The sequence below is a fragment of the Sporolactobacillus sp. KGMB 08714 genome (genome assembly GCF_036598985.1).
Lineage (GTDB): Bacteria > Bacillota > Bacilli > Bacillales > Sporolactobacillaceae > Sporolactobacillus.
This window is the reverse complement of sequence record NZ_JAUUBW010000074.1, coordinates 1-23,653: the sequence shown is the minus strand read 5'-3', so window position 1 is coordinate 23,653 and position 23,653 is coordinate 1. Positions and strand designations below refer to the sequence as shown.

Annotated in this window: 30 protein-coding genes and 2 tRNA genes; 4 read left to right on the top strand and 28 right to left on the bottom strand. The window is 44.5% G+C overall.

The window, feature by feature from the left end; genetic code table 11:
- Positions 1-3 precede the first annotated feature (3 nt).
- From Q6A92_RS19595 to Q6A92_RS19545, 11 genes are all read right to left on the bottom strand, one after another.
- A complete protein-coding gene (locus Q6A92_RS19595; RefSeq protein WP_274401755.1) occupies positions 4-729 on the bottom strand; it encodes a hypothetical protein in 726 nt (241 codons plus the stop codon).
- On the bottom strand, positions 726-1,538 hold the full coding sequence (locus Q6A92_RS19590; RefSeq protein ID WP_274401754.1) for a hypothetical protein: 813 nt from the start codon (positions 1,536-1,538) through the stop codon (positions 726-728). Before Q6A92_RS19590 ends, Q6A92_RS19595 begins: the two co-directional genes overlap by 4 nt.
- Positions 1,525-2,760 (bottom strand): ATPase, T2SS/T4P/T4SS family, encoded by a 1,236-nt coding sequence (locus Q6A92_RS19585; RefSeq protein WP_274401753.1) that lies wholly within the window; start codon positions 2,758-2,760, stop codon positions 1,525-1,527. The genes Q6A92_RS19590 and Q6A92_RS19585 overlap by 14 nt, the downstream gene beginning before the upstream one ends.
- Before the next feature lie 17 nt (positions 2,761-2,777).
- Positions 2,778-3,167, bottom strand: coding sequence for a hypothetical protein (locus Q6A92_RS19580; RefSeq protein WP_274401752.1), 390 nt, complete (start codon positions 3,165-3,167; stop codon positions 2,778-2,780).
- A gap of 155 nt (positions 3,168-3,322) precedes the next feature.
- A complete protein-coding gene (locus Q6A92_RS19575) occupies positions 3,323-3,517 on the bottom strand; it encodes a hypothetical protein (RefSeq protein WP_274401751.1) in 195 nt (64 codons plus the stop codon).
- Between the two features lie 20 nt (positions 3,518-3,537).
- Positions 3,538-5,943, bottom strand: a complete 2,406-nt coding sequence (locus Q6A92_RS19570) for a MucBP domain-containing protein (RefSeq protein WP_332239098.1) — start codon at positions 5,941-5,943, stop codon at positions 3,538-3,540.
- Positions 5,944-6,399: 456 nt separating this feature from the next.
- Positions 6,400-7,119: a hypothetical protein gene (locus Q6A92_RS19565; RefSeq protein ID WP_274401749.1), complete on the bottom strand. Its 720-nt coding sequence runs from the start codon at positions 7,117-7,119 to the stop codon at positions 6,400-6,402.
- Between the two features lie 441 nt (positions 7,120-7,560).
- On the bottom strand, positions 7,561-7,854 hold the full coding sequence (locus Q6A92_RS19560; RefSeq protein WP_274401748.1) for a hypothetical protein: 294 nt from the start codon (positions 7,852-7,854) through the stop codon (positions 7,561-7,563).
- A 643-nt stretch (positions 7,855-8,497) separates the two neighbouring features.
- On the bottom strand, positions 8,498-9,265 hold the full coding sequence (locus Q6A92_RS19555) for a Fic family protein (protein WP_274401747.1): 768 nt from the start codon (positions 9,263-9,265) through the stop codon (positions 8,498-8,500).
- Positions 9,266-9,292: 27 nt separating this feature from the next.
- Complete coding sequence (locus tag Q6A92_RS19550; RefSeq protein ID WP_274401746.1) at positions 9,293-9,649, bottom strand: hypothetical protein; 357 nt, start codon at positions 9,647-9,649, stop codon at positions 9,293-9,295.
- 20 nt (positions 9,650-9,669) lie between these two features.
- Positions 9,670-10,833, bottom strand: a complete 1,164-nt coding sequence (locus tag Q6A92_RS19545; RefSeq protein WP_274401745.1) for a ParM/StbA family protein — start codon at positions 10,831-10,833, stop codon at positions 9,670-9,672.
- Positions 10,834-11,265: 432 nt separating this feature from the next.
- Here Q6A92_RS19545 and Q6A92_RS19540 point away from each other — a divergent pair, with 432 nt between their 5' ends.
- Positions 11,266-12,081, top strand: a complete 816-nt coding sequence (locus tag Q6A92_RS19540) for a hypothetical protein (RefSeq protein WP_274401744.1) — start codon at positions 11,266-11,268, stop codon at positions 12,079-12,081.
- A gap of 333 nt (positions 12,082-12,414) precedes the next feature.
- Here the strand turns inward: Q6A92_RS19540 and Q6A92_RS19535 are convergent, their stop codons facing one another.
- From Q6A92_RS19535 to Q6A92_RS19465, 15 genes are all read right to left on the bottom strand, one after another.
- Positions 12,415-12,594, bottom strand: coding sequence for a hypothetical protein (locus Q6A92_RS19535; RefSeq protein ID WP_274401743.1), 180 nt, complete (start codon positions 12,592-12,594; stop codon positions 12,415-12,417).
- Between the two features lie 179 nt (positions 12,595-12,773).
- Positions 12,774-12,932: a hypothetical protein gene (locus Q6A92_RS19530; RefSeq protein ID WP_274401742.1), complete on the bottom strand. Its 159-nt coding sequence runs from the start codon at positions 12,930-12,932 to the stop codon at positions 12,774-12,776.
- Positions 12,933-13,040: 108 nt separating this feature from the next.
- On the bottom strand, positions 13,041-13,469 hold the full coding sequence (gene ssb, locus Q6A92_RS19525) for a single-stranded DNA-binding protein (protein ID WP_274401741.1): 429 nt from the start codon (positions 13,467-13,469) through the stop codon (positions 13,041-13,043).
- Between the two features lie 19 nt (positions 13,470-13,488).
- Positions 13,489-13,662 (bottom strand): hypothetical protein, encoded by a 174-nt coding sequence (locus tag Q6A92_RS19520; protein WP_274401740.1) that lies wholly within the window; start codon positions 13,660-13,662, stop codon positions 13,489-13,491.
- Positions 13,659-15,842 (bottom strand): type IA DNA topoisomerase, encoded by a 2,184-nt coding sequence (gene topB, locus Q6A92_RS19515; RefSeq protein ID WP_332239097.1) that lies wholly within the window; start codon positions 15,840-15,842, stop codon positions 13,659-13,661. The genes Q6A92_RS19520 and topB overlap by 4 nt, the downstream gene beginning before the upstream one ends.
- Positions 15,843-15,874: 32 nt before the next feature.
- Positions 15,875-16,219, bottom strand: coding sequence for a hypothetical protein (locus Q6A92_RS19510; RefSeq protein ID WP_274401738.1), 345 nt, complete (start codon positions 16,217-16,219; stop codon positions 15,875-15,877).
- On the bottom strand, positions 16,216-16,437 hold the full coding sequence (locus tag Q6A92_RS19505; RefSeq protein ID WP_274401737.1) for a hypothetical protein: 222 nt from the start codon (positions 16,435-16,437) through the stop codon (positions 16,216-16,218). The genes Q6A92_RS19510 and Q6A92_RS19505 overlap by 4 nt, the downstream gene beginning before the upstream one ends.
- A gap of 47 nt (positions 16,438-16,484) precedes the next feature.
- Positions 16,485-16,958: a hypothetical protein gene (locus Q6A92_RS19500; RefSeq protein WP_332239096.1), complete on the bottom strand. Its 474-nt coding sequence runs from the start codon at positions 16,956-16,958 to the stop codon at positions 16,485-16,487.
- A 170-nt stretch (positions 16,959-17,128) separates the two neighbouring features.
- Positions 17,129-19,324, bottom strand: a complete 2,196-nt coding sequence (locus Q6A92_RS19495; RefSeq protein WP_274401735.1) for a phage/plasmid primase, P4 family — start codon at positions 19,322-19,324, stop codon at positions 17,129-17,131.
- 41 nt (positions 19,325-19,365) lie between these two features.
- On the bottom strand, positions 19,366-19,938 hold the full coding sequence (locus Q6A92_RS19490; RefSeq protein ID WP_274401734.1) for a hypothetical protein: 573 nt from the start codon (positions 19,936-19,938) through the stop codon (positions 19,366-19,368).
- Entirely contained in the window at positions 19,901-20,137 is a 237-nt protein-coding gene (locus tag Q6A92_RS19485; protein WP_274401733.1) for a hypothetical protein, read from the bottom strand. Before Q6A92_RS19485 ends, Q6A92_RS19490 begins: the two co-directional genes overlap by 38 nt.
- Positions 20,138-20,167: 30 nt before the next feature.
- The gene (locus tag Q6A92_RS19480) at positions 20,168-20,308 is read right to left on the bottom strand and encodes a hypothetical protein (protein ID WP_274401732.1); all 141 of its coding nucleotides are present in this window, start codon (positions 20,306-20,308) and stop codon (positions 20,168-20,170) included.
- The gene (locus Q6A92_RS19475) at positions 20,295-20,510 is read right to left on the bottom strand and encodes a hypothetical protein (protein ID WP_274401731.1); all 216 of its coding nucleotides are present in this window, start codon (positions 20,508-20,510) and stop codon (positions 20,295-20,297) included. Before Q6A92_RS19475 ends, Q6A92_RS19480 begins: the two co-directional genes overlap by 14 nt.
- Complete coding sequence (locus Q6A92_RS19470; protein ID WP_274401730.1) at positions 20,473-20,823, bottom strand: hypothetical protein; 351 nt, start codon at positions 20,821-20,823, stop codon at positions 20,473-20,475. Before Q6A92_RS19470 ends, Q6A92_RS19475 begins: the two co-directional genes overlap by 38 nt.
- Before the next feature lie 54 nt (positions 20,824-20,877).
- Positions 20,878-21,135, bottom strand: a complete 258-nt coding sequence (locus Q6A92_RS19465; RefSeq protein ID WP_274401729.1) for a helix-turn-helix domain-containing protein — start codon at positions 21,133-21,135, stop codon at positions 20,878-20,880.
- A 168-nt stretch (positions 21,136-21,303) separates the two neighbouring features.
- Between Q6A92_RS19465 and Q6A92_RS19460 the strand changes: the two genes are divergently transcribed.
- The 3 genes from Q6A92_RS19460 to Q6A92_RS19450 all read left to right on the top strand — a co-directional run bounded on the left by Q6A92_RS19460 (position 21,304) and on the right by Q6A92_RS19450 (position 23,377).
- Positions 21,304-21,732 (top strand): helix-turn-helix domain-containing protein, encoded by a 429-nt coding sequence (locus Q6A92_RS19460; RefSeq protein ID WP_274401728.1) that lies wholly within the window; start codon positions 21,304-21,306, stop codon positions 21,730-21,732.
- 5 nt (positions 21,733-21,737) lie between these two features.
- Positions 21,738-22,157, top strand: coding sequence for an ImmA/IrrE family metallo-endopeptidase (locus tag Q6A92_RS19455; RefSeq protein WP_274401727.1), 420 nt, complete (start codon positions 21,738-21,740; stop codon positions 22,155-22,157).
- An 86-nt stretch (positions 22,158-22,243) separates the two neighbouring features.
- Positions 22,244-23,377, top strand: coding sequence for a site-specific integrase (locus tag Q6A92_RS19450; RefSeq protein WP_274401726.1), 1,134 nt, complete (start codon positions 22,244-22,246; stop codon positions 23,375-23,377).
- A 120-nt stretch (positions 23,378-23,497) separates the two neighbouring features.
- On the opposite strand, the gene Q6A92_RS19445 is transcribed toward Q6A92_RS19450, so the two are convergent.
- Both Q6A92_RS19445 and Q6A92_RS19440 read right to left on the bottom strand, forming a co-directional pair.
- Positions 23,498-23,571 (bottom strand) — tRNA-Thr (locus Q6A92_RS19445).
- A 6-nt stretch (positions 23,572-23,577) separates the two neighbouring features.
- Positions 23,578-23,652 (bottom strand) — tRNA-Asn (locus Q6A92_RS19440).
- Between the last annotated feature and the right edge of the window lies 1 nt (position 23,653).

Here is a 23,653-nt window from a genome sequence, read left to right as displayed (position 1 = left end):
TCCTTAACCGTGAAAGGTCATGATTTTGCCAAAATTCGATAGGTAACTGATCAGCGAACCGGAAAAAGGGATCAGCATGCCGAGGAAAATCGCGAAAGCCAGGTAATTAAAGCGAGCAATTCTCATCTCGCGAATTTTTTTCCGATTTCTGAACAGCTCGTCGCTGGCCATCTTAGCCAAATTACGCAGCACATCTGGATCTTTGGTATTCTGCTGAAACTCAAACAGAGCCGTGCAAAGTGTGCGCGCTTGATCACTCCCCGCACCGGCACGTTCGCCAAATTCCCAAAACACTTTAATGTCATCCGGCTGCTCAATCATGCGACCAATGAGACGATGTACATCGTCCGCGATCGGGATCTCTGGATTCTGCTTAAGCGCCTGTTCCAATGCGTCAGTGAAGGAGGTCTGTTCCGCGATCGGCACGAGAACCCGGAAATACAGGGCAAAATTGACGCGCCGCTTGATAATCGACAGCTGGGCAAGTTGCCGAATGTTGACGTAGTGAAACTTCCAAATCAGAAAAGCAACACCCAGCGCAATGACAGCCGGAAGCACCGATCGCACAATCAGGGCAAAAAGGACGGCCAGCAGAAAAAGTAAAAGCGGCACAAGCAATCGTCGGCCCCTTTCCCGTTGTCGTCCCTTTTCCGTTGCATAAACGGTTTTTAGCAATTCTTCATAATCCGGCTCCGACAGTTTCCCGGACAGCCAGTTTAAGACTTTCAATAGTTGATCTCCTCCACCTCGTCATCGACATAGTTTTTGAAGAAAATACGATAAATGATGCCAATGTACACGAAGTACAGTGTGTTGCAAAACCAGCCGGTCGGCTGGTGGCTGTACAAGTTGATCCAGTTTTCCAGCGTAAATACATGGCTGAGAACGAAGAAAGCAAAGAACGTCATGAACAGCATGATCAAGAGCTCGCTCTTCGGCCCCTTCTTGTCCTCGATAAAGGTTTCACGCTCTATGAGGACCTCGTTGTGCTGCCGAGTGATCTGATCGAGCACGTTCGTATTTATTCGGCCAAAGGCAAAAATCGTCGCAATTTGTTCCAGGTAGTGAACAAAGGAAATGTCCTTTTTGTACTGCCTTTTGAGCGATTCAATGGCCGTGATGCCCTCTTTTTCGCTAGCTGACCGCAGCCTCCCAGTGAGCGTCGTTAGCTGCCCGCCCAGCTCCCCAAGCGTGATGCTCGCAATTTCATTGAGACAACTGACGAAGGACCGAGCCGGGTTTTTAATCATCTGCGTGAATGTATTCGTGAAGCGGTCTCGCTCCCGATAGGATTGCATCTCATAGACGCGGTGTGCTTCAGCCGGAAGCACCCACAGATAAGTGCCCAGTACGCCCATCAGTCCATAAATGGCAGACATCCACCAATAGCGATAGAGAATATATGACATGATATAGAGCGCGAGAAAGGCAATAACAAACCGGGCCAAGAGTTCACGGGCCTGAATCTTATGTCCATACTTCTCGCGCCAGACGTTGATTTCCTCAAGCGTCCAGGTTCGCCGTTTAAACGTTGCCAAACACCTCCTTCAGTTCGTCCGTATCCACTTCATCCACATCCTCATAACGCTCTAGGAGCTGGCCGCTAAGAGGAAAAAACGAATCGATAAACTGGCCGTTCCGACGTTTACGACGAAAAATCGGACGGGCCGTGCAATCCGGATAAAACTCAATGACCTCGGACAGCCAGCGGAGCGTCTGCCCGTTCTCCTTCTTTTTCTTCAGGTAGCCGCCGATTGGAAAGGCGGAATAGATATTCTTCAGCATCCTTTCTTCATTCACGCTGTGATACTTCGTGATCATGCTGAGCAGGCGATCGGGAATCATCGGCGCGCTGAGGGTGTGCAGCGTTGTAAAGACGTGCGTGCCCCCAATCGCACCTTCCACTAGTGTGCCGGTTTCCCGGCCGCGGATCTCGGATGGCATGACCCATACGGCATCGTTTCGAAAAGCGTCCTCAATACTTTCTTCATAATTCGCGCCCGGACCGACCAACCACTCATAAATGTTCAAGTCCGGAAACAACATCTTAGCATGGGTTTCGTCCTCATCTTCCAGCAGGATGATCTTTTCTTCCGGATTGGCCTTGGATAAAACCAGTTTTTGAAAAGAGGTCTTGCCGGTCCCCATGTCGCCAGCCAGAAGCATATTATTGTGAGCCCATAAATTTGAAGCAAAAAATCTGAAGATGCTAGGCGGGCAAAAATCTTGGATCGTCGCCTCCGTCATCACCAGCCCCGGACGCGACAAGCGAATGGAAAAAGTCGGGCCGCTGACCGTCATGGACTGATTCCGGGCTGACAGACGCTGATTGCCGATTTGTCCGGACAGACGCGGTTCTTTTTTGCTGAAATCCTTCTTAACCCGGGAAGCCGAGCGCTGAAGTAGGCGATTAATATAGTCATCATTCACCCGGGGATCTTTAATGTAATAAAAGCCGTTATTGGTTTTTCGAAACAACCGGGAACCGTTATAGCCAACATCCGTGTTCTTCGGATCCTGTTGCAGTTCTTCAAGAATGCCCAGCCCGACAATTTCCTGCACAGCGTAATTCGCCTGTGCTTCCGTTTTGACGAGTTCTGGAAATTGCGTCATGATAACTGAACCCAGATCAGCTCGTGATTTTGCATCACCATCGTAGCATTCGTTCATCAGCTTGGCGTGAGTAATCAGCAGCTGATCTTTTATAATTTTTAGTGTGCTGGGCAACAGTTTGCCTTGTGAATCCTTAACGCCTTCCATTGAAATCTCCTTTCGTTTTAGTTAGACGCGGTGACGTTAGCCACATACGTGGTATGGTAATCATTACCCTTGCCGTCGTGAATCTTAATTTTGATTGCCTTCACCGCGCCCGTCTGGCTGTCATTTAGAAAACCAAAAGTATACTGCACCCCCGTCAGATGAATCTCCATGTTTTTCTGAAACAGTTGTTCAAAGTCTTGTTTAAACGCCTCCTCGTTTAGCCGCAAAACGCCCGGATCGGCCCTCGACCGCTCGTTCGCATCGACGATCACTGCGGTTTTTGCGGATTCGGTCATGTCCATGATGACTTCTTTGTGCTTGTCATCGAAAGACAGCCAGGTATTGAGCACAACCATCAGTGCGCTCCAAATAATGAACATGAGAAAAAAACGCGTGTAGACATTCACGTGTTCTCCTCGCCTCCCTTCGTGTTTCTGAAAACAAAAAAAGGGCCATTCAAATGAACTGACTTTTGAATGGCCCTGCAGGGCTTGTCCGCTGTTGTTGCATGGAAATAAAATTCTTTACTTGCAAACCTTGTTTACTCTCACAAGCGATTTACTCAAATATCAACGACGGTGTTGAGCATTTTATTAATATCTGTATTTAATTCCTTCAATTGTTGGATCGTGGTCTTTGCATTCTTGAACTTATGTTTTTTTACCTGTTCATTGAGATCGGCTTGTAGTTGTTCTTCGTCGGCTTGAAGCGTGTGTAGATCGTGTAAAACGTTTTGAAGGGACAGATGTTTTTTCATAACAGATCTCCTCGTATCAGTTAATCGTTCTCGATCCACTGCTCGTCGCTTTTTGTCCATCCAGGCGGCAGCCCATTCGGGAACGGATTGTCCGTGTTCACCGGTTCCATGAGGAGCTCGTCTTTATTGATCGTCGAACTGCCCATCCAGGCGTACATATAGGCGACAAGCTGCAGCTGATCCTGAATCTTCAGCGTCACTTTATTTACGCCGAGCGGATTCGTTGAATAATCCACGTTATAGGTCGCTGGAATAGTCTGCGACTTGTCTGGCCAAATCGGCGTGTAGAACTCATTGTGACCATTGTATAGTTTTTTCTTGATGCGCGAATCTTTAGCGGCAGCCTGCTCGTCAGTGAACAAATGTCCTGTGTCATCTTCGACGTTCATATGAGGAAAGACGAAGGACTCGTCACGCCAATAGTTGCTGCCGTTGACAAACGCGATCCGTGTGGCCGTCATGGGCACATTGACGTCTCCATTTTTGACGGGATAATCCAAGTACGATTTATCTTGCAGCACGGAGGGAGCCTGGAAAGTAAAATCATCTTCACTCACCGGCGTTGCATAGTTGTAATTCACTCCCAGTTCATTTTGATAATCAAGACGAACGGTTGACGCAACGCCATATCCCGTTTTTGTCTTCGGCAGCGGTGTCGCGCTGTAGTTAAAGGTCTCATATATCTGTGTCATCGACTGCTTCGGTGCAATTTCCGTCATCACGACCCGTTTCGCTTGGTCCAAATCGTTCACGCTATTTTTCAAGTTAAGTGTCACAGTGTCTTCCGAACTCGTATAACCGTCCGTCGTTAGCTGTGCGGCAGCCGTTGTGTCGTCCTCAATCTTAACGTCATTGGCATTATAGTTTTCAAACTTGACCGTATAAGGCTTGTGCGTATTCTTCACAAGTCCGCTTCTGGATGAAATCTTAAAGGTGAGATCTTCCGGCAGCGAGGCTGCGGTATAAGTCTGTGTGGCAATCCGTTTTGAACCTTGATAGAGCGAAACGGCAATTGGGCTCTTGGACATGTCAGCCAGTGAAGAACTGTAGTTAAAGATTTTATTCAGCTGAACGCTGACCGGCAGCCCATCGGCAACTGGAGCTGTGTAGATCTTCAGATCTTTAAGGCCCGTCTTGATGAGTGGAATATCGTAATAATAATTGATCGTGATGTTATTCCGACTGATCGTACCTGACTGAGAATCTCCAGATTCTTTGACATAACGGTAGGTATATTCACCGTTTTTCGTTTTAAAATTTGTCGGTGGGGCCTCCGAATAATGATCGCCTTGATGCACACTGTAAGATTTCGAAGACGCTATCGGCTTGCCGGTTCGGTTATCCAGATAGTTGACCGTCACTTCTCGTCTCAGCTTATACCCAAAAGTGTGGTCGATACTGTTGCTTGGAACCTTTCCCTTCCACGGTGCGGTGCTGTCCGCGTCATAAGAATCGCCGCCTGACGTGATCGTCTTCGGCGGCGTGTAACTGAAAGAGGAACCGATTGTTAGGGTATTGGTGTCGTCACTCTTTACCTTATTTCCTGTGTAATCGTCCACATAGTGGCGTGTAACCTTTTCGGTTCGTGTCCAAAAATGGACAGTAAACCCTGCTTTTGTTGTAGGGTCGTCCACAATAAACGGACTGGCTAAAATTGTTTGATAGCTTTGGTTATATGGAATATATAAAATAGATGCAATTGTTGCTTCCCAAGCATTCACATTACCCGTCTTATAATCAGAATTATACGATAACGGAGCGGTAAAATAAAAAGACTGTCCGCCCTTTACTTTAATTGAACCACCCTTTTGTACTTTTCCTCCGATGACATGAATGGTTATACCGCTGGGAATGTTCAAACTAGCATAGCTAGCATTGGATCCACTTACCTTTATTGTTCCCGACTTTTGTACAGTTCCGGATATGTTGGATGAAACATATCCGGTATTAAAAGAAATATTATATCTCGGTGCATCTTGTTGTTCTGCATGTTTAATCAGACTGGCTACGAAAGAATCGCTATTTGAAGCTGATTGTGGCACGGTTGTCTGTCCATTTTTCCAATTATTTAAGGCCACCCATGTTTTTACATAATCCGTTTTTGATCCATTGCCTTTATAACCTCCCCCTCCGTATCCGTAATAAAGAAGCGAAGTTATATGAAAATCATAAACGTCTGTTCCATTGTTATAACCTGTTCCATTTGAAGTGGGAGGCAAATTACTTTCTGCATAGCAATAAACAAGATTGCTACCATTTAATAAATATGCAGTCGTATGGTAATATCCTGCAGCATCCACCCACGTATAATCCCCAGCGGCATGAATTGTCGCCGCCTCAGCCTGTTTAGCAGGATTGAGTATGGGAAAAAGAGAAGATAGAATTAGCAGGGATAAAATAAATAATCCCTTTATTTTTTTTCCCAAATTTTTGCGCCTCCATTTGAAACCTTGATTGAAAGATATGGTCAACCTTGATGCTTCGTAACTCAAAAACCCGTTTCATTTCGAAACGGGTTTTTTTTTAAGCTCCAAAAAACATACAGACCAGAATCACTACATAAAAAACCTCAGCTGATCCTTCCCTATATATAAAAATTTATGATTTAAAATGACTAAAATCCCTCCGTCATTTCGGCAGTTTTCAAAAAGAAAAAGGCCCCTGTCTACTTGAGAATATAACTGAGGGAAACAGTTCCTTTACCGGCAATTCCTGACAAGCGGAACTGACCGATTATAACGACGAGATCAATTCATTTCACACCGTCATCGAAACTCTCTGTTAGGTCGTGACCTTAATCCGAACTGATCGAGTAGTCTAAGGTTAAACAAGCCGTTGCAAAAGCAACTAAACAGGGATATTTATTTACCGCCTCCATGTACTTATTTGCCAACGCCAGTAACAGTGTAATGAACGCCCCCGCTGTTAGTTCCGCTATATATCTGGCTTGTATGTCCGGAATTAATTTGATTAATTACACCTGTTAAATCAGTCGAAGTAACACTTGTTGACTGACTGCCACTTGAACGATGACTAGTGGATCCAGTGGACGATGAACCCCTATAAGCCGTACCTGACGATCTTGAAGTTGAAGTTACGCTATTGTGACTTGAATATCCACTACTCTTCACCGGCGAACTTGGTTGAGCTGGAGCAGAATACGATGCTTGACTCGATCCACTAGAAGAAGAGGAAGAACTTGTTGAACTGCCCTGAGTTACCTTATCCTGCTCAGAAATAGACGATGACGGTTTATTTGCACTAGCAGGAGTAGAAGAAGTAACAGATTGTTTAGCAGCAGTCGGATGATTTGTTACGGTTACAACGGCAGTTTTTGCTTTTTTAGGGGTCGTTTTTTCTTGGCTACTACTTTTGTCAACTTTTTTTGTCGCTTGAGCCTTGCTTTGTTTTGCAGCGGTCGTTTTCGCCAAATGCGAAGGCTGAGAAGCAGCATATACTAGCGCGCCACCACCCCCACCGATAATCAGCACAACGGCAGCTACCACAGATAGAAAGACAGGACGATGTTTCAACCGTTTGACTAGAGCCAACATTTTGGTCTTCAACGCATTGTCCTTCACCGAAAAGTGTTTGCCTTTCATTTGTCCCACCACCCTTTTATTTCATATTTGTATGTTATGTGTCGGTCACTGGGATGTCTGATATAGTTCGATGGTTTTATTATACCATAATTTACCTGATACCAAATTCAGTGCCGATAATAATAATCGCCACAATCAGATAACGAATAGACTTGTGGCGTATGTACGGATTTTTAGCAGTGGTTTATTCCGTGAACTCTATCTCAGCACAGTATCTGACAAGCGCCGGAAGTCAGCAGAAACACAGATGCATATCAGATCTGAGAATGCGCAGCCATACCTGCTGTCCCGATTTCGGGTCATCACACCAGGAGATCCATCTCAATCCAGACGCATTGCATGGCTACGGATTTATACGTCTGGAGGGGCCGCTACGTCCCTGTCTATTTGTCCGGCGCGTCGTCGGGTTACTGATTCATCACCTCCTTAAAGATCCATTAATTAATGGATCACCATATATTTTTTCTTTCTCAATTGAGGATAGGCCCCCTCAATGGCCCATAGGTTTTTAGACCATCTCCCCACGCGTTTAGCAATCACTTGTCCATTTCCATTACGTACCGTGCGTATTTCTTGATATACGCTGTCAATCGGTCGGATGCTTCCAGTTTCCAAAAAAACAATAAATTTGCCATCAATCTCTCCATAGTTGCCATTTTTCATGCGAACGCTGTCTCCTAAACGCTCAACCTCTCTCGGCGTAAAGACACGTTGGATCGGGTTTCTCTTTCGCATGTGTCTCTGCATTCCTCCTTTCCAGCTAATTAAAAAAGCCATTCAGATTCTGTTTACGATCCGAATGGCTCCGTCAGTTGCGCGACATCTTGCAACAAACTACAACCTCTACTGCTTTATAACCGACCGGTTTTGATTATAGTCAAAATGTCAGTTATAATTTGGTTGCATGGTTTGTGGCCGTGCACCTGAGGGCGGGTTCGTAAACAGCTGGAACTGTTTAACGAGCTATGGTCACTTCAGTGAGCGCCAACTCTCTGAAGGACTGCCCTCTTATTTTTTTGTCCTCACTAGCAAGATACACCCACACACGTTCGCTTGTAAAGAGCATTCTGCAAATTTATGTATATTTTTTCTCCCGAGTTACTTTTGAAGATGAAAGTTACCTTTTTCCCTGTATTGTCGCAGAAAAATGACTTTCAAAATAAATACCCGAAAATCGGTAATTGAGTAACCTTCAGAGCACTTAAAGTGTAAATTCAAAATATAAAAAATCCCCGCGCCGAAGTGCAGGGAATTAAGGGAATAGATTGAACAATCACAGTATAGACATTTTAATGATAAAAATACTTTTTAATCGTTCAGTTATCATTTTCCTGGACAACAACACTAATTTTTTGCTCGTCCTTCGTTTTTTCCCTCCTCAGCGCTCACGTGAATCTTGCTTTTTAGGAAGAGACTGGCCTTTTTTCTTAGGCGGTAAATCCACCGTAATCTGCTGTGCCTGTTGATTTTGGAATCGCCGGATACGATCCAGTTCCGTTTGTGATTCCTTTTGAATAAATCGGCTGAGCTCAGCCCCGTCTTCCTGAGCGAGGAGAGCGATATAAGTTGTTCGGTCCTGACTGCTGATCACAACCGGTGGCAAATCACTTTGTAACAACGAATAATTCATCAGCATCCGTCCCGTCCGTCCATTGCCATCAGAAAATGGATGAATACGTTCAAAAGCAATGTGCGCCTCACTGATGGTCAAGTAACGATCGGTCGCCTTTTCAGTATTTGTCAGACGGTAATTTAGATTGTCGACCCATTGTCGCATCAACAGGGGCGTTTCTGCAGCGCTGGCCGTGTGAAACTCTGCGCCAAGAATCGCGTTGTCTGATGTCTTGAACTGGCCGCGATCATGCTGCAGATGGTCAGTTAAATCTGCATGGACGCCCCTGACTGTCTCAATACTCAGCGGATGTTTCTGCTCCAGCTCTTCCAGTACAAAACGAAAGGCCTGTTCATGATTTTTAACTTCGTAAATTTCACGCAGATCAATACTCCGGGACGTCGGCGGTAATGTGTTATGCAGGATAATGGAGACCGTCTCAGCCAGTGAGAGAGTATTGCCCTCAATGGCCGTTGAGTGATGAGCCAAGCGGACCAGCACGTCTTTCAAATACTCATTTGGCAGTTTCAACAATTCCAATCATCTCCCTTTAGGATGCGCTCAGATATTTTTCGGATTAACTCCGTCAAATATATCGTTTTCCTCATTGCCGGTATCAGGGGCTAATGGAGAGTGATCGCTCTCCTCTTTTTCTTTCTTCATTGTTCGCTCCGTTTCCTCCAGCACCTGAGCTTGGACTGGAGGCACTTCCTGTCCTAACACATCCGCATAAAGTTTTTTCTGTACGTCGTAATCCATAACGTTCACATTACCGAATCGATCGACAAAGTATAACACCAGCATTTGCAACGAATCCCGGACATTGCTTTGCTGATCCATCCAGGCATTAATTTTCTGCTGTACGCCCGAATCGGCGTCATAACGCCAGAGATAAGAACCTCGTTCCTTTTTTATCATGATGACCAGTCCCTGCTTTCTTAGGCACTCACAGCAATATTCTTAGCAACATCCTTATAGAAGAGATGCTTATTCAGGCTGTCCATGCCCTTCACGTTCATGTCTACAGCATATTCTGCCGGCACCCACAAAAGCTTTGTATTGGCGTTTTCGGCGAATGTTTGAAGTCTTTCATAAAGCGTATCATAAAAAGCAATGCTACCACCGCCGTAAACCACAATATAATCAACAGATGCCGAAAGTTCCATAAATTTTTCTTCGACATCCTGCTGAATTTTATCAGCCTGTGCAAGCAAAGTCTCAGCAAAATATCCCTTAGCTTCAGCGTAATAATTGTTATCCGGATCGGAGAGGACATCCATGTACTGCTGACGGGTCAACTTTACGTATCCATTGGTTAAATCCGACAGCATTTTAATCGCCTCTTCGGTCGCATGTCCAACACCTCGTCGTGCGCCACTGCATTGATCCGGTACTGGATTCACACCTTCCGTGTAAATGTACTCCGTTGTACCGTCACCAATATCAACGTGCAGCGCGCGCTTGTTTTTAAAATCTCTCGGTGAAGTCTCCTCACCCTTATAGTTTTTAAGGATACCAGCGTCTGCTTCTAGTAGAGCATAAAGCGCCGGAATGCCTTCCTGTGTGATTTTCACTTGTCTAAAAATATTTTTGACGGTAACAATTTTATCGAGAACATGGACAGTAACAATGTGAGGCACCTTCATATACTTGTCCTCTAGGGATCTGGCGATTTTTGTTGTGTATTCGCTGGCCGGAATAGCTCCGGTCATGTAGGCCTCTGCCGTTATTGTATCCGGAAACTGCAGCGTTTGAAAGAAACGGTCTTGTACAGCTTTTGCCGCAGTCATGCCGAGTGTCGTAATCAGGGGAATATCGCTATCCGCTTTTCGTCCAACATGAATGTTCATCGCTTCAGCTTGCGTACTGGACGATTTAGCGCGCTGTCCGATCATATACAGGCCGTTTCGCCGAACAGCTGGGGATGATATATCCAACAGAAGCCGATCCATCAATGTGCTAACTGCTTCGTTGATTGTCCCATCCGCTACCGTTGGCGCTGAATAAATACGTCGGACCATTGTTGGTTGCTTGATTAATGATTCATTAACAATCATTTTAGTTGTCGAATTCCCATTATCGTCAGCAATCAGCATTTTCATTTTTGCTATCTCTCCTCTATAAATTAGATAGATTTTTTATATCATGTCATCTCGCCCGTGGCTTGATTAACAAATAATCAAGCATTTGTATATCTTCCAGCTATTTATTTGATATATTCATTGATTTAAAGGCGTGAAATACATCTTCTAAATATCATTTATATATTTTCACCCGCGATAGTTGTAATGATGAAATAAATGTTTGGCATCATGGTAAGATTCGGAAAAATGATAAATATAACTGCTACTCATGTTGCCACTGTCACTAAAATGAGCGCATGAGCCGGCGTTCACAGTGATGATTACGCTTGTACTGGTCTGGTAGTTAAGAATTGCTGTTATGCAAAATATCAAATCTATATTTCTTTGCTATATAATTTCATATAGAATAAATAATGTGTCTTAATATATACCCCGAAGGGACTGTATTAAGTGGCAAACATTCTTTCTATTGTGATGTATTCATTAAATATTGTATTTACCACTCTTCAGATTTTCAAAAGAAATAAACAAGATCACTCTACAAACCAAACCAGCATAAATAACTACGTCAATGGAAACGGAAATTATATTTCAAACTACAATCAAACTATATCAAATTATCAGACCACCACCGTTCAAACAGTACTTGCTCAAAATAATGAAAAGGACGAATGGTGGAAAGCATTACTCATTTTCATCCTTGTCTTTGCTATATACGCTCTTTTCTACAAATTTATCCCTCTATTCATGTCAGTGCTCCTCACAATTGTATTAATTGTGACATTTTTTTATAACAAAACGACCTCTGTTAATAGATACACTTCAATATTTTTTTCTATTTATGCTTTGTGTATTTGTTTTCTTTCCTTTTCCACTCTATCTATGCCTATATCCATTGAACACATGATTGAACAAGTATCTCATTCTTATAACTGGCAGCAGCCCTTTCCTTCCGCAATTAAAAATTATCTTTCGAACGTCGGTGCATTCATCGTCAAAATTATTATCAATCGCAACCATTTTTTTATTTTCTATATAGCTGCACGCCTATTAGCCCTTTCATTAATGGCATGGAGATCAATCACTTATCTTTTTCCTCGTACATACAAAGCCGATCTTCTGCGTTGGAATAATTTATCGACACCGCAAATGGTTTTTCATTTACTGAAAAATGGTGTGGCGTTTGTATTTTTGTTCATCGCACTACATTTGACAATTGTCTGGACATTTATTGACTATTTCTTGAAAACGGTTATGCATCAGTAATAGATGTCCATGATCCTACTTATTAACACGAATAGCGTTTCTGTTATCAGAGTCAATAAGCAAAACGCCAATGCATAAGTCATGATCAAGCCCATTATCTTGCTGATTTCTTTGCGAAAATGAATGGCGTTGCCGATCATTATCTCAATTTTTATCTTTTTTTTGTGCTCACTTTTTTTGTACTTAATCATTTGAGCGACAAAAATTAATAGCATAGTGACATAGAGAGACACCGTGGCCAATCCAGCCGTCATTGCAAGCTGTCCCAAAATGTATTTCATATTTTGCCCTATCCTTTCTGCAAAAGCCTATTCTTTAAATTCTCTAATGCCCTCATCGGATCAAAGTTAATACGTGCAACATTAAGAAGGTACCTGCAATTAAGGGAATAAAGATTCCAAGAAAAAGCGCCACAAGAAACCATTTGTTTTTAGTTTTAATATATTGTGACACAAGTTCTATCACTGCACCAATTGCCATTACTGCTGCGAATATTGCTATGGTGGCTTCCATTTTTTTATCACTTCTCCTTATTCAATTCTGATCAATACTTCATTGACATGTAGCACGTTAAAAAGGACGAGAAAGAATACCCTCTTGATTCGTCCAAGTCGCTCATATTCATCGGTTATCAACTGAGATTCTAATAAAAGACGTTCATCGGAGTCCGTTCGAAAAATTTTTTTGGACCGTTAATGAATGTTTTTCTGATGCTCACAAGACGTTCGCTCACTCTTGCGCCACTCCTCTTCTTTTCTAGCTCCGATGACCAGACACGCATAACTGGCTAAACCAATAAATATCAGAGTAATAATAATGAGTACGATGAAGATAAAATGAAAGATTGTCATGCCGCTGCCCTCCTGCCGGCTTGATCTATTTATCTATAAGGATCATAAGCGTCACTTTACCTGAATGGGCTGATGTTCCTCTCTAATGAGTCAATTCACCGTCGTCAATCAGAAGGGCAAGTCGTCAGAAATGTCGATCGGCTTGCTGTCATTTGCGAAAGGATCATCACCAACTGCAGACGAGACAGGAGTCGATGCAGCATTACCACCATAATTCGATACCCCATGGTCCTGCGAAGCGGTTCCTTCGTGCCGCGTCCCCTTGGGTTCGAGAAATTCAACTTGACGGGCGACCACTTCTGTCACATAGACGTGCCGACCCTCGCTATTTTCATAGTTCCGCGTTTGAATTCTCCCCTCAACACCGGCCAGACTGCCCTTTTTCAAAAACTTGGCCGTACTTTCAGCTGTCCCCCGCCAGGCAATCACAGGAATGAAATCTGCCTGACGCTCGCCATCCTGCCCTGTAAACGGACGATTGACCGCAAGCGTGAATTGGACTACTGCAACGCCATTCGATGTGACATTATTAATCATTTGGATCCTCTCCCTTGCCTTATTTTTTAGAATGTTCAATCTCTAGGCGTTCCTGCTCTAAAACTTTTTCAAACTCGCTAATCCCCTGCCGGATCTCTCGACGACGTCCATGATACACCTGTGAAAATTGTCGATCAGTCATTCGGTTTTCGCCGCGATGGATAGCGATGAGTGTTTTTGTAATTGGGTTCATGAGCTTCTCAACCTGCGATTCGCGATTCTTTTGTTGCCACTGCTACGACGAGACGATTTCTTCCTGGATGAGTCAAATTGGAAAGCCAGTTTGCCCTCCTGGATCACTAAAGCCGCATCGAATGATTTGCCTGCTTTGCTTACAAAGCCTTTCAGTTTCTTTGTTTGTTTGCCAGCAAGAAGTGCCTGAATCGCTGAAGGTTCAAGGGTTTTTGAGAGTAGTTCCTTCGGTAAGGTGAACGCGCAGCCATTCACGTAACCGGAACAGCCATAAAACCGGCCTTTATCAATGACTGGGCTGCCGCAAATAGGGCAACGGCCTACCGCTTGCGACTGTGCAAGACGATCAAGCTGCGCAGACACCGCCTGCAGAGCTTTGGGGGCTTCGTCCATCAGATACTGGACAAAATGACGGATGCCACCCAAGAAACGCTCCTGCGTGCCGGTTTTCATCCGGATCTTTTTTAAATAAGTCTCCCACTCAGCGGTAAAAGCCGGACTAGCGAGCTTACTGCCTGCAAGGACATCGCAAAGCAACCGGCCTTTGTCCGTAACGGACACGGTGCTTTTATGAACCACGATGTAATCCTGATGTTTTAACGTTTCAATGATGCTTGCACGCGTTGCCTCGGTACCGAGACCTTCCGTTTCGGCCAGCATCTTCCGGGCTTCCTCGTCCGAGGCATTCAGGGTACGGCCAGCCGATTTCATCAGCGTGATCAGCTGACCTTCGGTATACGCTTTAGGAGGCGTCGTGACCCCTTCTTTCAGCTGAGTCGTGGCCGTCACTTCTTGTCCCTCGCTAACCATCGGTAAAGGTGGCCGATTCTTGTTCTGATCCAATTTGAATAACACTTTCCAGCCGGGATCACGTTCGGTCTTTCCAGACGTCTTAAAAGTCAAGCCACTAGCGTCCGTCAGGATCACTGTTTCTTCAAAAACATGTGGCGCGCAAAACATCGCGACCGTATTCGCGAGAACATCCAAATAGATCGTGCGCTGCGCTGGCGGAAGCGCATTAAGATCCGTAACAGACGGTAATCGACGGGTGGGAATAATCGCGTAGTGTTCCTGAACTTTTTGACCGTCCACATACCGCTTTTTAGCTCTCATTTCCAGATGCTCCAGCTGCACGTCGATCACCCGCAGATAATCGGATAATTGTTCTGAAAGATAGGTAAATTCGCCGTCTGTGATGAAGTTACAATCCGTCCGTGGGTAAGATAGCAATTTTGCCTCATACAGCGCCTGTACGGCCGTCAACGTGTTAGCTGGTCCGATATGATAGACTTTGTCGGCCCGTGCCTGCAGATCGCTCAGACTGTAAAGGTGCGGCGACGGTTCGCGTTTTTCTTTTTTGACCACTGACTGCACTACAGCCTCCGATGACTTTTCAATCACTAAATCATGCTGTTGAAGTAAGGCCTCCGCTTCACCTGCTGACGACAGCCGTTTTTCATACTTGCCCGTGTAATGGCCAGAATCAGTCTCAAATTCCGCTTGGATTTCATAAAATTTTTCAGGCTTAAAGTTCTCAATTGCCCGCTGCCGTTCGGCGATCATAGCCAACGTCGGTGTCTGCACGCGGCCAACCGAGTAAGTTCCCTGCAAACCTCTCTGCCGCAAAAGCAATGTAAACAATCGTGTGGCATTCAAACCGACTAACCAGTCTGCGATCTGTCGGGACTGAGCTTCTTGGTAACTCGATACAAAGTCGTCACCATCCCTCAAATCAGCAAAACCTCGCCGGATCTCCGACGTTTCAAGCGAGTTAATCCACAAACGCCGAATCGGTTTGCCAGTATTGCCAGACTGTGCGATGATCGAGCGAGCGATGTTTTCCCCTTCCCGATCGCTGTCCGTTGCGACAATGATCTTGTCTGATTGATCCAGGAGTCGTTTCACGATCGCAAATTGTTCTCGCTTATCCGCTGGGACATAAAATTGATAGTGGCCCGGCAGCATGGGCAACGTCGCAAGTGACCACTTCTCCCAGGTTTCGTTATAGGTTGCGGGTTCAGCCAACTCCACCAAGTGACCAAAGCCATAAGTGAGAAAAACGGGTTCGTCAAAAAGATCGTCTTTAACCTCAAAATAACCGTTCTTTTGTTTAGCCTGCCGGAAAGCTGCAGCATAATGCCGCGCTTGATCCGGTTTCTCAGCCAGAATCGTACAAGTCATTGAATCACTTCCCTTTCGCTGGGTCGTTCCAGTTAATTGCCCTCTTTTTTAGGGGTTTGCAACGTTTCCTCAGCGATCCTTAACAATCGCCAAATACTGTAGAAATCGTCCAGTATCTCAAAAGCTGGAATACTCCAGGCGTCAAATCCATGTCTCCGGTAAAGATACCAAGCCATACTGGACGCTCCCTCAATCTCCTTTTGAAGCAAATCCTTTACAATAACCGCCTGCTCGTTTTTAAGAACAATAGGAATGTGCGCTACTTGCAGAGACTGGACCGACTCGAAGAGCTCGTAGAGTCTGCCGGCTATATCCTGCCGATCATGCAGCATATTCACCAACATGTTCACCTGATGAGGATTCAGTGTGATTCTCATGAACGCCCCTCCTTCTGCTGTTCTGCGACCCAACGATAGCCTTTTGCATTCGTCATTCGTTCCGGATATTTTACAGTCCCTGGGGGGCCGTACTTTCGATGGACTTCGGCTAACTCATCCGGTGTCAGCCGATAAGTCACGATCTGTCCATTGATGTTGATGGGATCGTTTGTGTAGATCTGTTTCTTTCTTGCAATCGTTCGTGTTTTAACTGACATTCCAAAACATCTCCTAAAAAAACTATTTGGTTCTTGCTTGGTGTCGCTCAATCCATCTCCCATACCGTGATCTGCTTTGATGGCTGCTGATTAGCTATGACATGGCCGCGTTTTTTATTGAGCCAGTCGATAAAAGAAGTGGCCTGGCCGAACGCTTTGGCAAAGGATACATCTTTGGCCATTACAACCATTTTTGAGCTTGCTTTCCGTCCAGACAGATAGGTTTCTCGCCACACGCTGGCTGCTTCGAAGTCGCCGGAAAGGGAAAAACGCTCGATATAGAGAAACGATGTACGGCCATACTGAAGTTCGTAAAACTGACCGTGAGCATAAACGAGAAAGCCGAGTTGTCGGGCTCTAGTATTCTCCAGGTATCGTTGGATAAGGGCATCCTGGTTGATGCGCACGGCACTTTTTAAAGCAGAATCCAGTTTTTGAGAGGAAAAAAACTGATAGCTTTTATTTTTTTGAATCATTTTTATATCTTTCTGATAAACATGATCTAAAAGAGCAGTAATCATTAAAAACCACTCCCTTATTTTTCCAAGTTACTTAGTTACTTGAGTTATCAATTTTCCCCTATTACTTCTATAAAAATTTCTATAGGGTTATATAGGATTTTTGGTAACTTCAGTAACTAAGTAACTGGTTTAAATCTCCAATATCGAAAAGGCACGCAGTAAGTCCGCCTTCAGAAAAAACTGCTGGGTAACGGCGCATCAGTAGACAGACCGATTCCAAAAAAGAACACCTTGTTCCCTGTCGAGCGTCGCTTCTGGAAACCTCGCATTTCCATCTTCGTATTGAAGGCACGTTGCTTCATCTGAAACTCTCCATTTTCTTCGGCCCAGCGCAGATAGGTTTTATGAAGCGTACTGGCCAGCACTTTGGAATGGGAATTGACCAGGCAACAGTCCGCAATGAAGCTGTGCAGCAGATCCATTTCTTCTTTATAGTCCGCGGTTGCCTGCCTGACTTCCCGCGGTGTACCCAGGCCATCGCGCTGCCACTTCAGGCAGCCTTCCACTGCCCAGTGCAGGATGCCTGGCAGTTCCTTCATCAATTTTTCCGGCAGCTCCTTGTCAACTTGATCCGGTGTCACTTTATGCTCAAAGGGAAGCAAGCGAATACGTCGCCAGATCCCGTCGTCGCTGCCGCGCACGATGGGTTTGTAGTTGGTTGCAAAAAAGATCTTAAATTCCGGCGTATACTCAAAGAACTCTTTTCTTAAAAACCGGGCCGTAATCGCTTCGCCGCCCGTCAGTTGCTTGACAAGCGCTTCTGACAGTTTCTTGCCCTCTTCTGATTCGGTTGCCGGTACGAAACGTGCACCGTTGAGACGGGCAATGTCGTTATTAATCGCGTTGCCGACGTCTACCTTCGCTGTGAACGTATCTGAATTGGTCTGCTTGGCATAATCGCCCAGCATAGCTTTAATCACATTGAGCAGCGTGGATTTCCCATTGTTGCCTTGCCCCCACAGGAAGAAAATGACCTGCTCCCTTGTATCACCCGTCAGGGCGTAGCCGATCGCCCGTTGCAGAAAATCGAGGAGTTCCAGCTTGGGCGTTCCATCTGTCTCACAAAGAATGCTCTTCAAGAAAGTCATCCAAGTAGGACAGCGCGCCTGAGCGTCATAAACAATATGGGTGTTCATCGTCATCAGATATCGACGTTCTGGCTGAAGCAGCTGGCCTGTCTTCAAATCCAACACACCATTTTGGCAGTTGAGTAGAAATTTATCTTTGTTGAGCTGCTGCTGACTAACGGGAAGCATCGCCTCTGCACGGTGAATGCTGTTGAGGAAAACATTGCTCTTTTCACTCGTCTTCGCCCATTTAAAGAGCTCTTGCCGTCTTGTGTCGTCATGTAACATTGCAGCTTCCTTATACATGGCTCTAAAGGTTCTCATGGCCACGCGCTCGATGCGCTTCATTTTGTCTTCAATCCAGGTGTGACCGTTCCAAAGCAACCATTCTTCAAATTCCACACAGTAGCATAGGTTATTCCCGTTGAAATGAACCAGTCGCTCCGCATTGCCAAGCTCGGTGAGTTTGAAGCTTTTGGTCTCTCCCTCGGCTGCCGATTGTTTGTCCGGAGGCGATCCGGCGTATATTTTTCCACTGGCTGGTTTTTCTAGTGCACTATTCAACGTGTGCGCGACTTCATCCGCCGGCAGTGACGGTGAGAGAAAATAATGATTCATAAATTCCACAATCTGCCGGACTTGATCAGGCGAATAGCCAAATTCAATCAGTCGGCAGGCATGTTTATAAAGTGTGTCATTTCGTCCGCCCTCAGTGATGGGTAAGGTAAAAGGCCGAGGATGACTTTTAACACTGAAAAGTCTGTAAAAGTATATCGGGACTTCCGACAAACGCCCTGTCTCGGTACGTACCCAGGTCCTGCCCGGCGTTTGTCTGGATGGCAGGACGATCTGTCCACGATCGGCTGTCCGGTAATCACCAGCGCAGCCGCAGGCCATGAACAGCTTCGTTCCCTGCTTACGAATCGCTGCAGCACTGTCTTTGAAAATAAATTGGCAACCATTCGGCGTCTGGATCGCGTGAAATTTTAGGCCTTCTTGGTTCAAGGCATGAAGGACCTGCTCGCCCTCTCGCTCGTCGTCTATGTCGACGACCACGTAGTCGCTGGGGATGACAAGACCCGTCCAGCCTTTCTGCACGAGCCATAGCTCTGCAGCCTTTCCGTTTAGACCGGGTTTTTGAAGATTTGACCAGTCACGCATACAGGGACGCTTCGCCGCCTGATAACGTTGGCTGGAACCTTTTACTTTATTCTGCCGGCTGTACCCAGCCAAGCGAATCACTTTGAGTGTGGTATGCGGAAACATTTCCGCAAGATTGACTGCTTCCACAGGCCCCATTCTTCCTTTCTCTTAAAGATCTTGAAAAAGAAGATCAGGCATTATTCCCGGCTCAAATCCTGTGAAGCGATGCTCTGACTGAGCCAGTTCCTGTACCATTGATCAATGACGTTTTCAAAAAGATAAAGAGGAATAGGCTCTTTGGCTTGTTTATCAGGCGATAGACGCTTGCCCAGTTCCAGGCGAACGGCGCGCTGATAGGCTTGCTCCTGATATTGCTGAAGATCCCACGCCTCAGATGCTTCCACGTTCAGATTCTTCAAAAGCGTGCAGAGTGCCGTTTTGCCGGTTGGTCCCTGCGGACCGTCGATAATGATCGGACGATCATCCCTCAATGCGATCAGTAATTGGTTAATTTGGTTATCATCAAGAATGGAATGAAGATAGTCCTGCCATTCCTGCAGATGCTTCACGGATTGTTCGTCCTTCCGCTTTGCTTTCAAATGGTTAAACGTTTCAACTGTCTCAGCCAATCGGTCTTCAGCAGCGAACAAGTTATTATCCAAAATAGCGTCACAAAAATAGCAGGCAGTTTTAATCAATTCAGCCTTGATCAAATCGTTCCTCAGTTCTCCATCAGGCGAGGATTTCATTATCATCTTTTTTTCCTTCATTCTTTTCGTTGCCCCCTTCTACCCGTTCAAGTTCGTATGACTTTGCCAGAATGCTTAAACTGCTTATTGCACCATGAAGCCATGAATCAGAGTCATTTCCTGAAAATTTGACGGTTTCCTTGCAAGCATCTGCAACAAGATTTATCTTTTCTGCAAGTTTTAGACGATCACCCTTAAGACCATCAAGTTTAACAATCACAAGCGTTCATCCTTTCTCAATGACCTTTAGTTATTGCTTAGCCGCTTTCATCTGGCGAAAATAGCGGGATTTCATTTTTAGCGCGAATCGTGCCGGCCCCATGCAATGTTTAGCCACCATTTTCGTTTGAAAACCAGCAAAGAATAGGAAAAGTTCTTCAGGCGTTTTCATGTTTTTCACCACCTTTCAAATGCTTTTTCAGCGCGTCATAGCTAGAATCAGCCATTGCACCAGCAAGAAGTTTTAAAGAAAACAGTCTGTTTCCCAGCTCATCAATTTCCTTATCCTTGCCGCAGTCATGCAAACCGTCCATGTTGCGCTCAGTTTGATGTAAGTCAGTAAGAATAGTGGTGATCATTTGTCGATAGTTCATTTCTCATTCTCTTTTTTGCCAAACGTTCCGTTGAATGTTCGCTAATCCATTTCAGAATGGCCTCGCTTGAAAAGATGACTCGCCCCGTCTGATGCTCTGGATCGTCGACCCATATGGCTGGGTAAAAATTTGGATTATGAGCTAATTCATAAACTTTTGTAATGCCAAGGCTTAACATCTTGGCGGCATCCTTTGCCTTTACCGCTGGTGGATACTGTGCCACTGTCTTTTGTTTAAGAAGATGGATCTCCTCAGCAATAGGAACTAGCGCCTCGTGTACCGATTGTCTGATTGCCTCTTCAATGGTTGGCATTGAATTCGCTTCCTTTCTTTAGGTGTTAAAACGCGTTAAACTAAAAAATAAGCATCAAATATCACGTTGGGTCTCTACTCCTGTTTTAAGTTGAATTCCTTTTATAACGTTTTCCGTTAGTTTGTCATCAAAAAAAATGGCCGGGTTAACACCTAAAGCAACTGCTATTTTTTTCAATCTCTCGACATCAAGACTCGTGTAGCCTTTCGAAATATTGTGATAGACCTGCAAAGATATGTGCGCTTTATTTGCGATAAACGTTTTGGTAACACCTTTGGCAAATCTAATTTTTTCGACGTTTTCGTAAATCATTTTTTATCACTTCCCTTCTAACGCTTATCGTTAGGTTAATTATATAACGTATTCCGTTATTGTCAACACAATAATTATATTTATTCTCATATTCCGTTATATAACTATCTGTTTTCGTTATTTGTTGATAATATTGACGTATTAGCAACGGAATAAGTGGGTGATATTATGGATTTAAAGGATAGAATAAAAAAAATAAGAAAAGAGCATCATTTGACTCAAGTGGAATTTGGAAAGAAATTAAATGTCTCTCCTCAAGTCGTTTCAAACTGGGAAAGAGCCTACACAACACCAAATGCATCAGACTTGGAAAACATCGCTCGAATATTTAATGTCAATCCTATAGAGCTTGGCGCAGATAAAGGAATTTTATCAAATGCCTCTACCACTGAAAAAGATGAAAAAGACGTGGCTAAGCGCCTTGAGAAAGTTAAAAAGGAACTTGAGAATGCCGAAGATGGGGATGGATATATGTTGATGGGTGAGCCCATCAGTGAGGAGGCGAAACAATCCATTATTGAAGCAATGGAATTTGCGATTCGCCAGTCCAAGCGAATTAATGAAAAATACACGCCAAAGAAATTTCGTAAGGAATGATCTTAATGAGCAGCCGGATTGATCAGATTGTTGCCGCGCATGTTAAGAAATTCAAAACAAATGATCCTTTCGAAATCGCGGCGTCGAATAACATCATCGTAAAATATTGGCTCTTTAATCATGAAGTCTTCGGCATGTACCGTTATGAACGCCGAAACCGTTTCGTGTTTATCAACCGCAACATTTCAATAAGTCAACAAATCTTCACATGCGGTCACGAAGTTTATCATGCACTCTTTCATACGCGAATGAACACCATGTTTTTAAGTCGAAATACGTTATATCCCGTTGGAAAATTTGAACGTGAGGCAAGCGAATATTCTACGAAACTGCTTTTGTATGGAATTTCGGAGAATAGCGATATGACGAAGGAGAATGTCTGCAGAGAATACGGCATTCCTTATGAAATGCAAGAATACATGTGAATGCTCGTTCCCGAACTGGATGGATGACAATTATCCGGTATTTTAATTCTCATTAAGCGAACGCACATTCGATCGGAGGGATTTTCTTGCGCGGCTATATTCAAAAGAGAGGCAACAAGTATTCGTTCATCCTAGATTTAGAACGCGATCCTTTGACAGGAAAACGGCGGAGAAAACGTTTCTCCGGTTACACGCGAAAGAAAGATGCCGAAAAAGCAATGGCGGAAGCCATTAATCAAATCTCTAAAAACGACTTCATTGAACCTTCTAATCAAACGTTTGAACAATATGCCATTGACTGGATAGAAAGCAAAAAACATAATGTCCGGGAGACGACCTATACAACCTACAAATTCATATTGGACAAGCATATCAATCCAGCAATCGGCAATAAGAAGCTGGATGAAATTAAGGCCCTTGATCTTGATCGGCTTTATAGCCAACTTAAAGAAGAGGCATATGCGGATTGGACCGTTTTTAAGGCGCACACGATCATTAAGATGGTTTTCGACAAAGCCAAACGTTACAAAGAAATCCGAGAGAATCCAGCCGAATTCGTGGACACGCCATCAGTTCGGAAACGTATTATGGATTTTTGGGATGAGGAAGAGGCAAAGAATTTTTTCAACAACGAGGAAATCATGCAGAGCAGAGAATATATTGCCTTCCTGCTGGCATTTTCATTGGGTATGCGTCTCGGAGAAGTTCTTGCGCTTAAATTTCGTGATGTTAACTTCGTCAAGAAAACAGTCATCGTACGTCGATTGCTGCAGCGGAACGGTATGAAATTAATTGATATTGTTAAGACGGATTCCAGCAATCGCACACTGATTGCCGATGATTTTACGCTTGGTATGATAAAACGCCAGAAGGCTATTGTAACCGCAGAGAAATCAAAGCTCAGTGGTAAGTACAAAGATAATGACCTGATTTGCTGTACCAAACTCGGCACACCGATTAATGCATCAAATCTGAGGCGCGTTTGGCACAAACTGATCGACATATCTGGAAACCGAATCATCCGTTTTCACGATTTGCGGCATACTCATGCCACGCTTATTCTTCAACAACCCGGAGCAGACATTAAGATGGTCAGCGAACGGCTCGGTCACAAAGACATCAAAATTACGCTTGAAACCTATTATCATGTGCTTCCCGGAAAACAGGAGCAGGCCGTAAAAAATTTTGGTGACTTCTTCTTCAAACAGCAGGAGAAATAAGATCATGTATTCGATTTAGCACGCTAAAGGTCACCAATTAGGCACCAATCCGCCTAGGCAACCAAAAAATCAAGGATTTCAAAATAGCCGAAACCCTTGATACATAAGGAGTTATAGATAAGCTTCCAACTGGACTTGAACCAGCGACCCCTTCCTTACCATGGAAGTGCTCTACCGAACTGAGCTATGGAAGCAATAAATGGCTCCACAGGTAGGGTTCGAACCTACGACCGATCGGTTAACAGCCGATTGCTCTGCCGCTGAGCTACTGTGGAA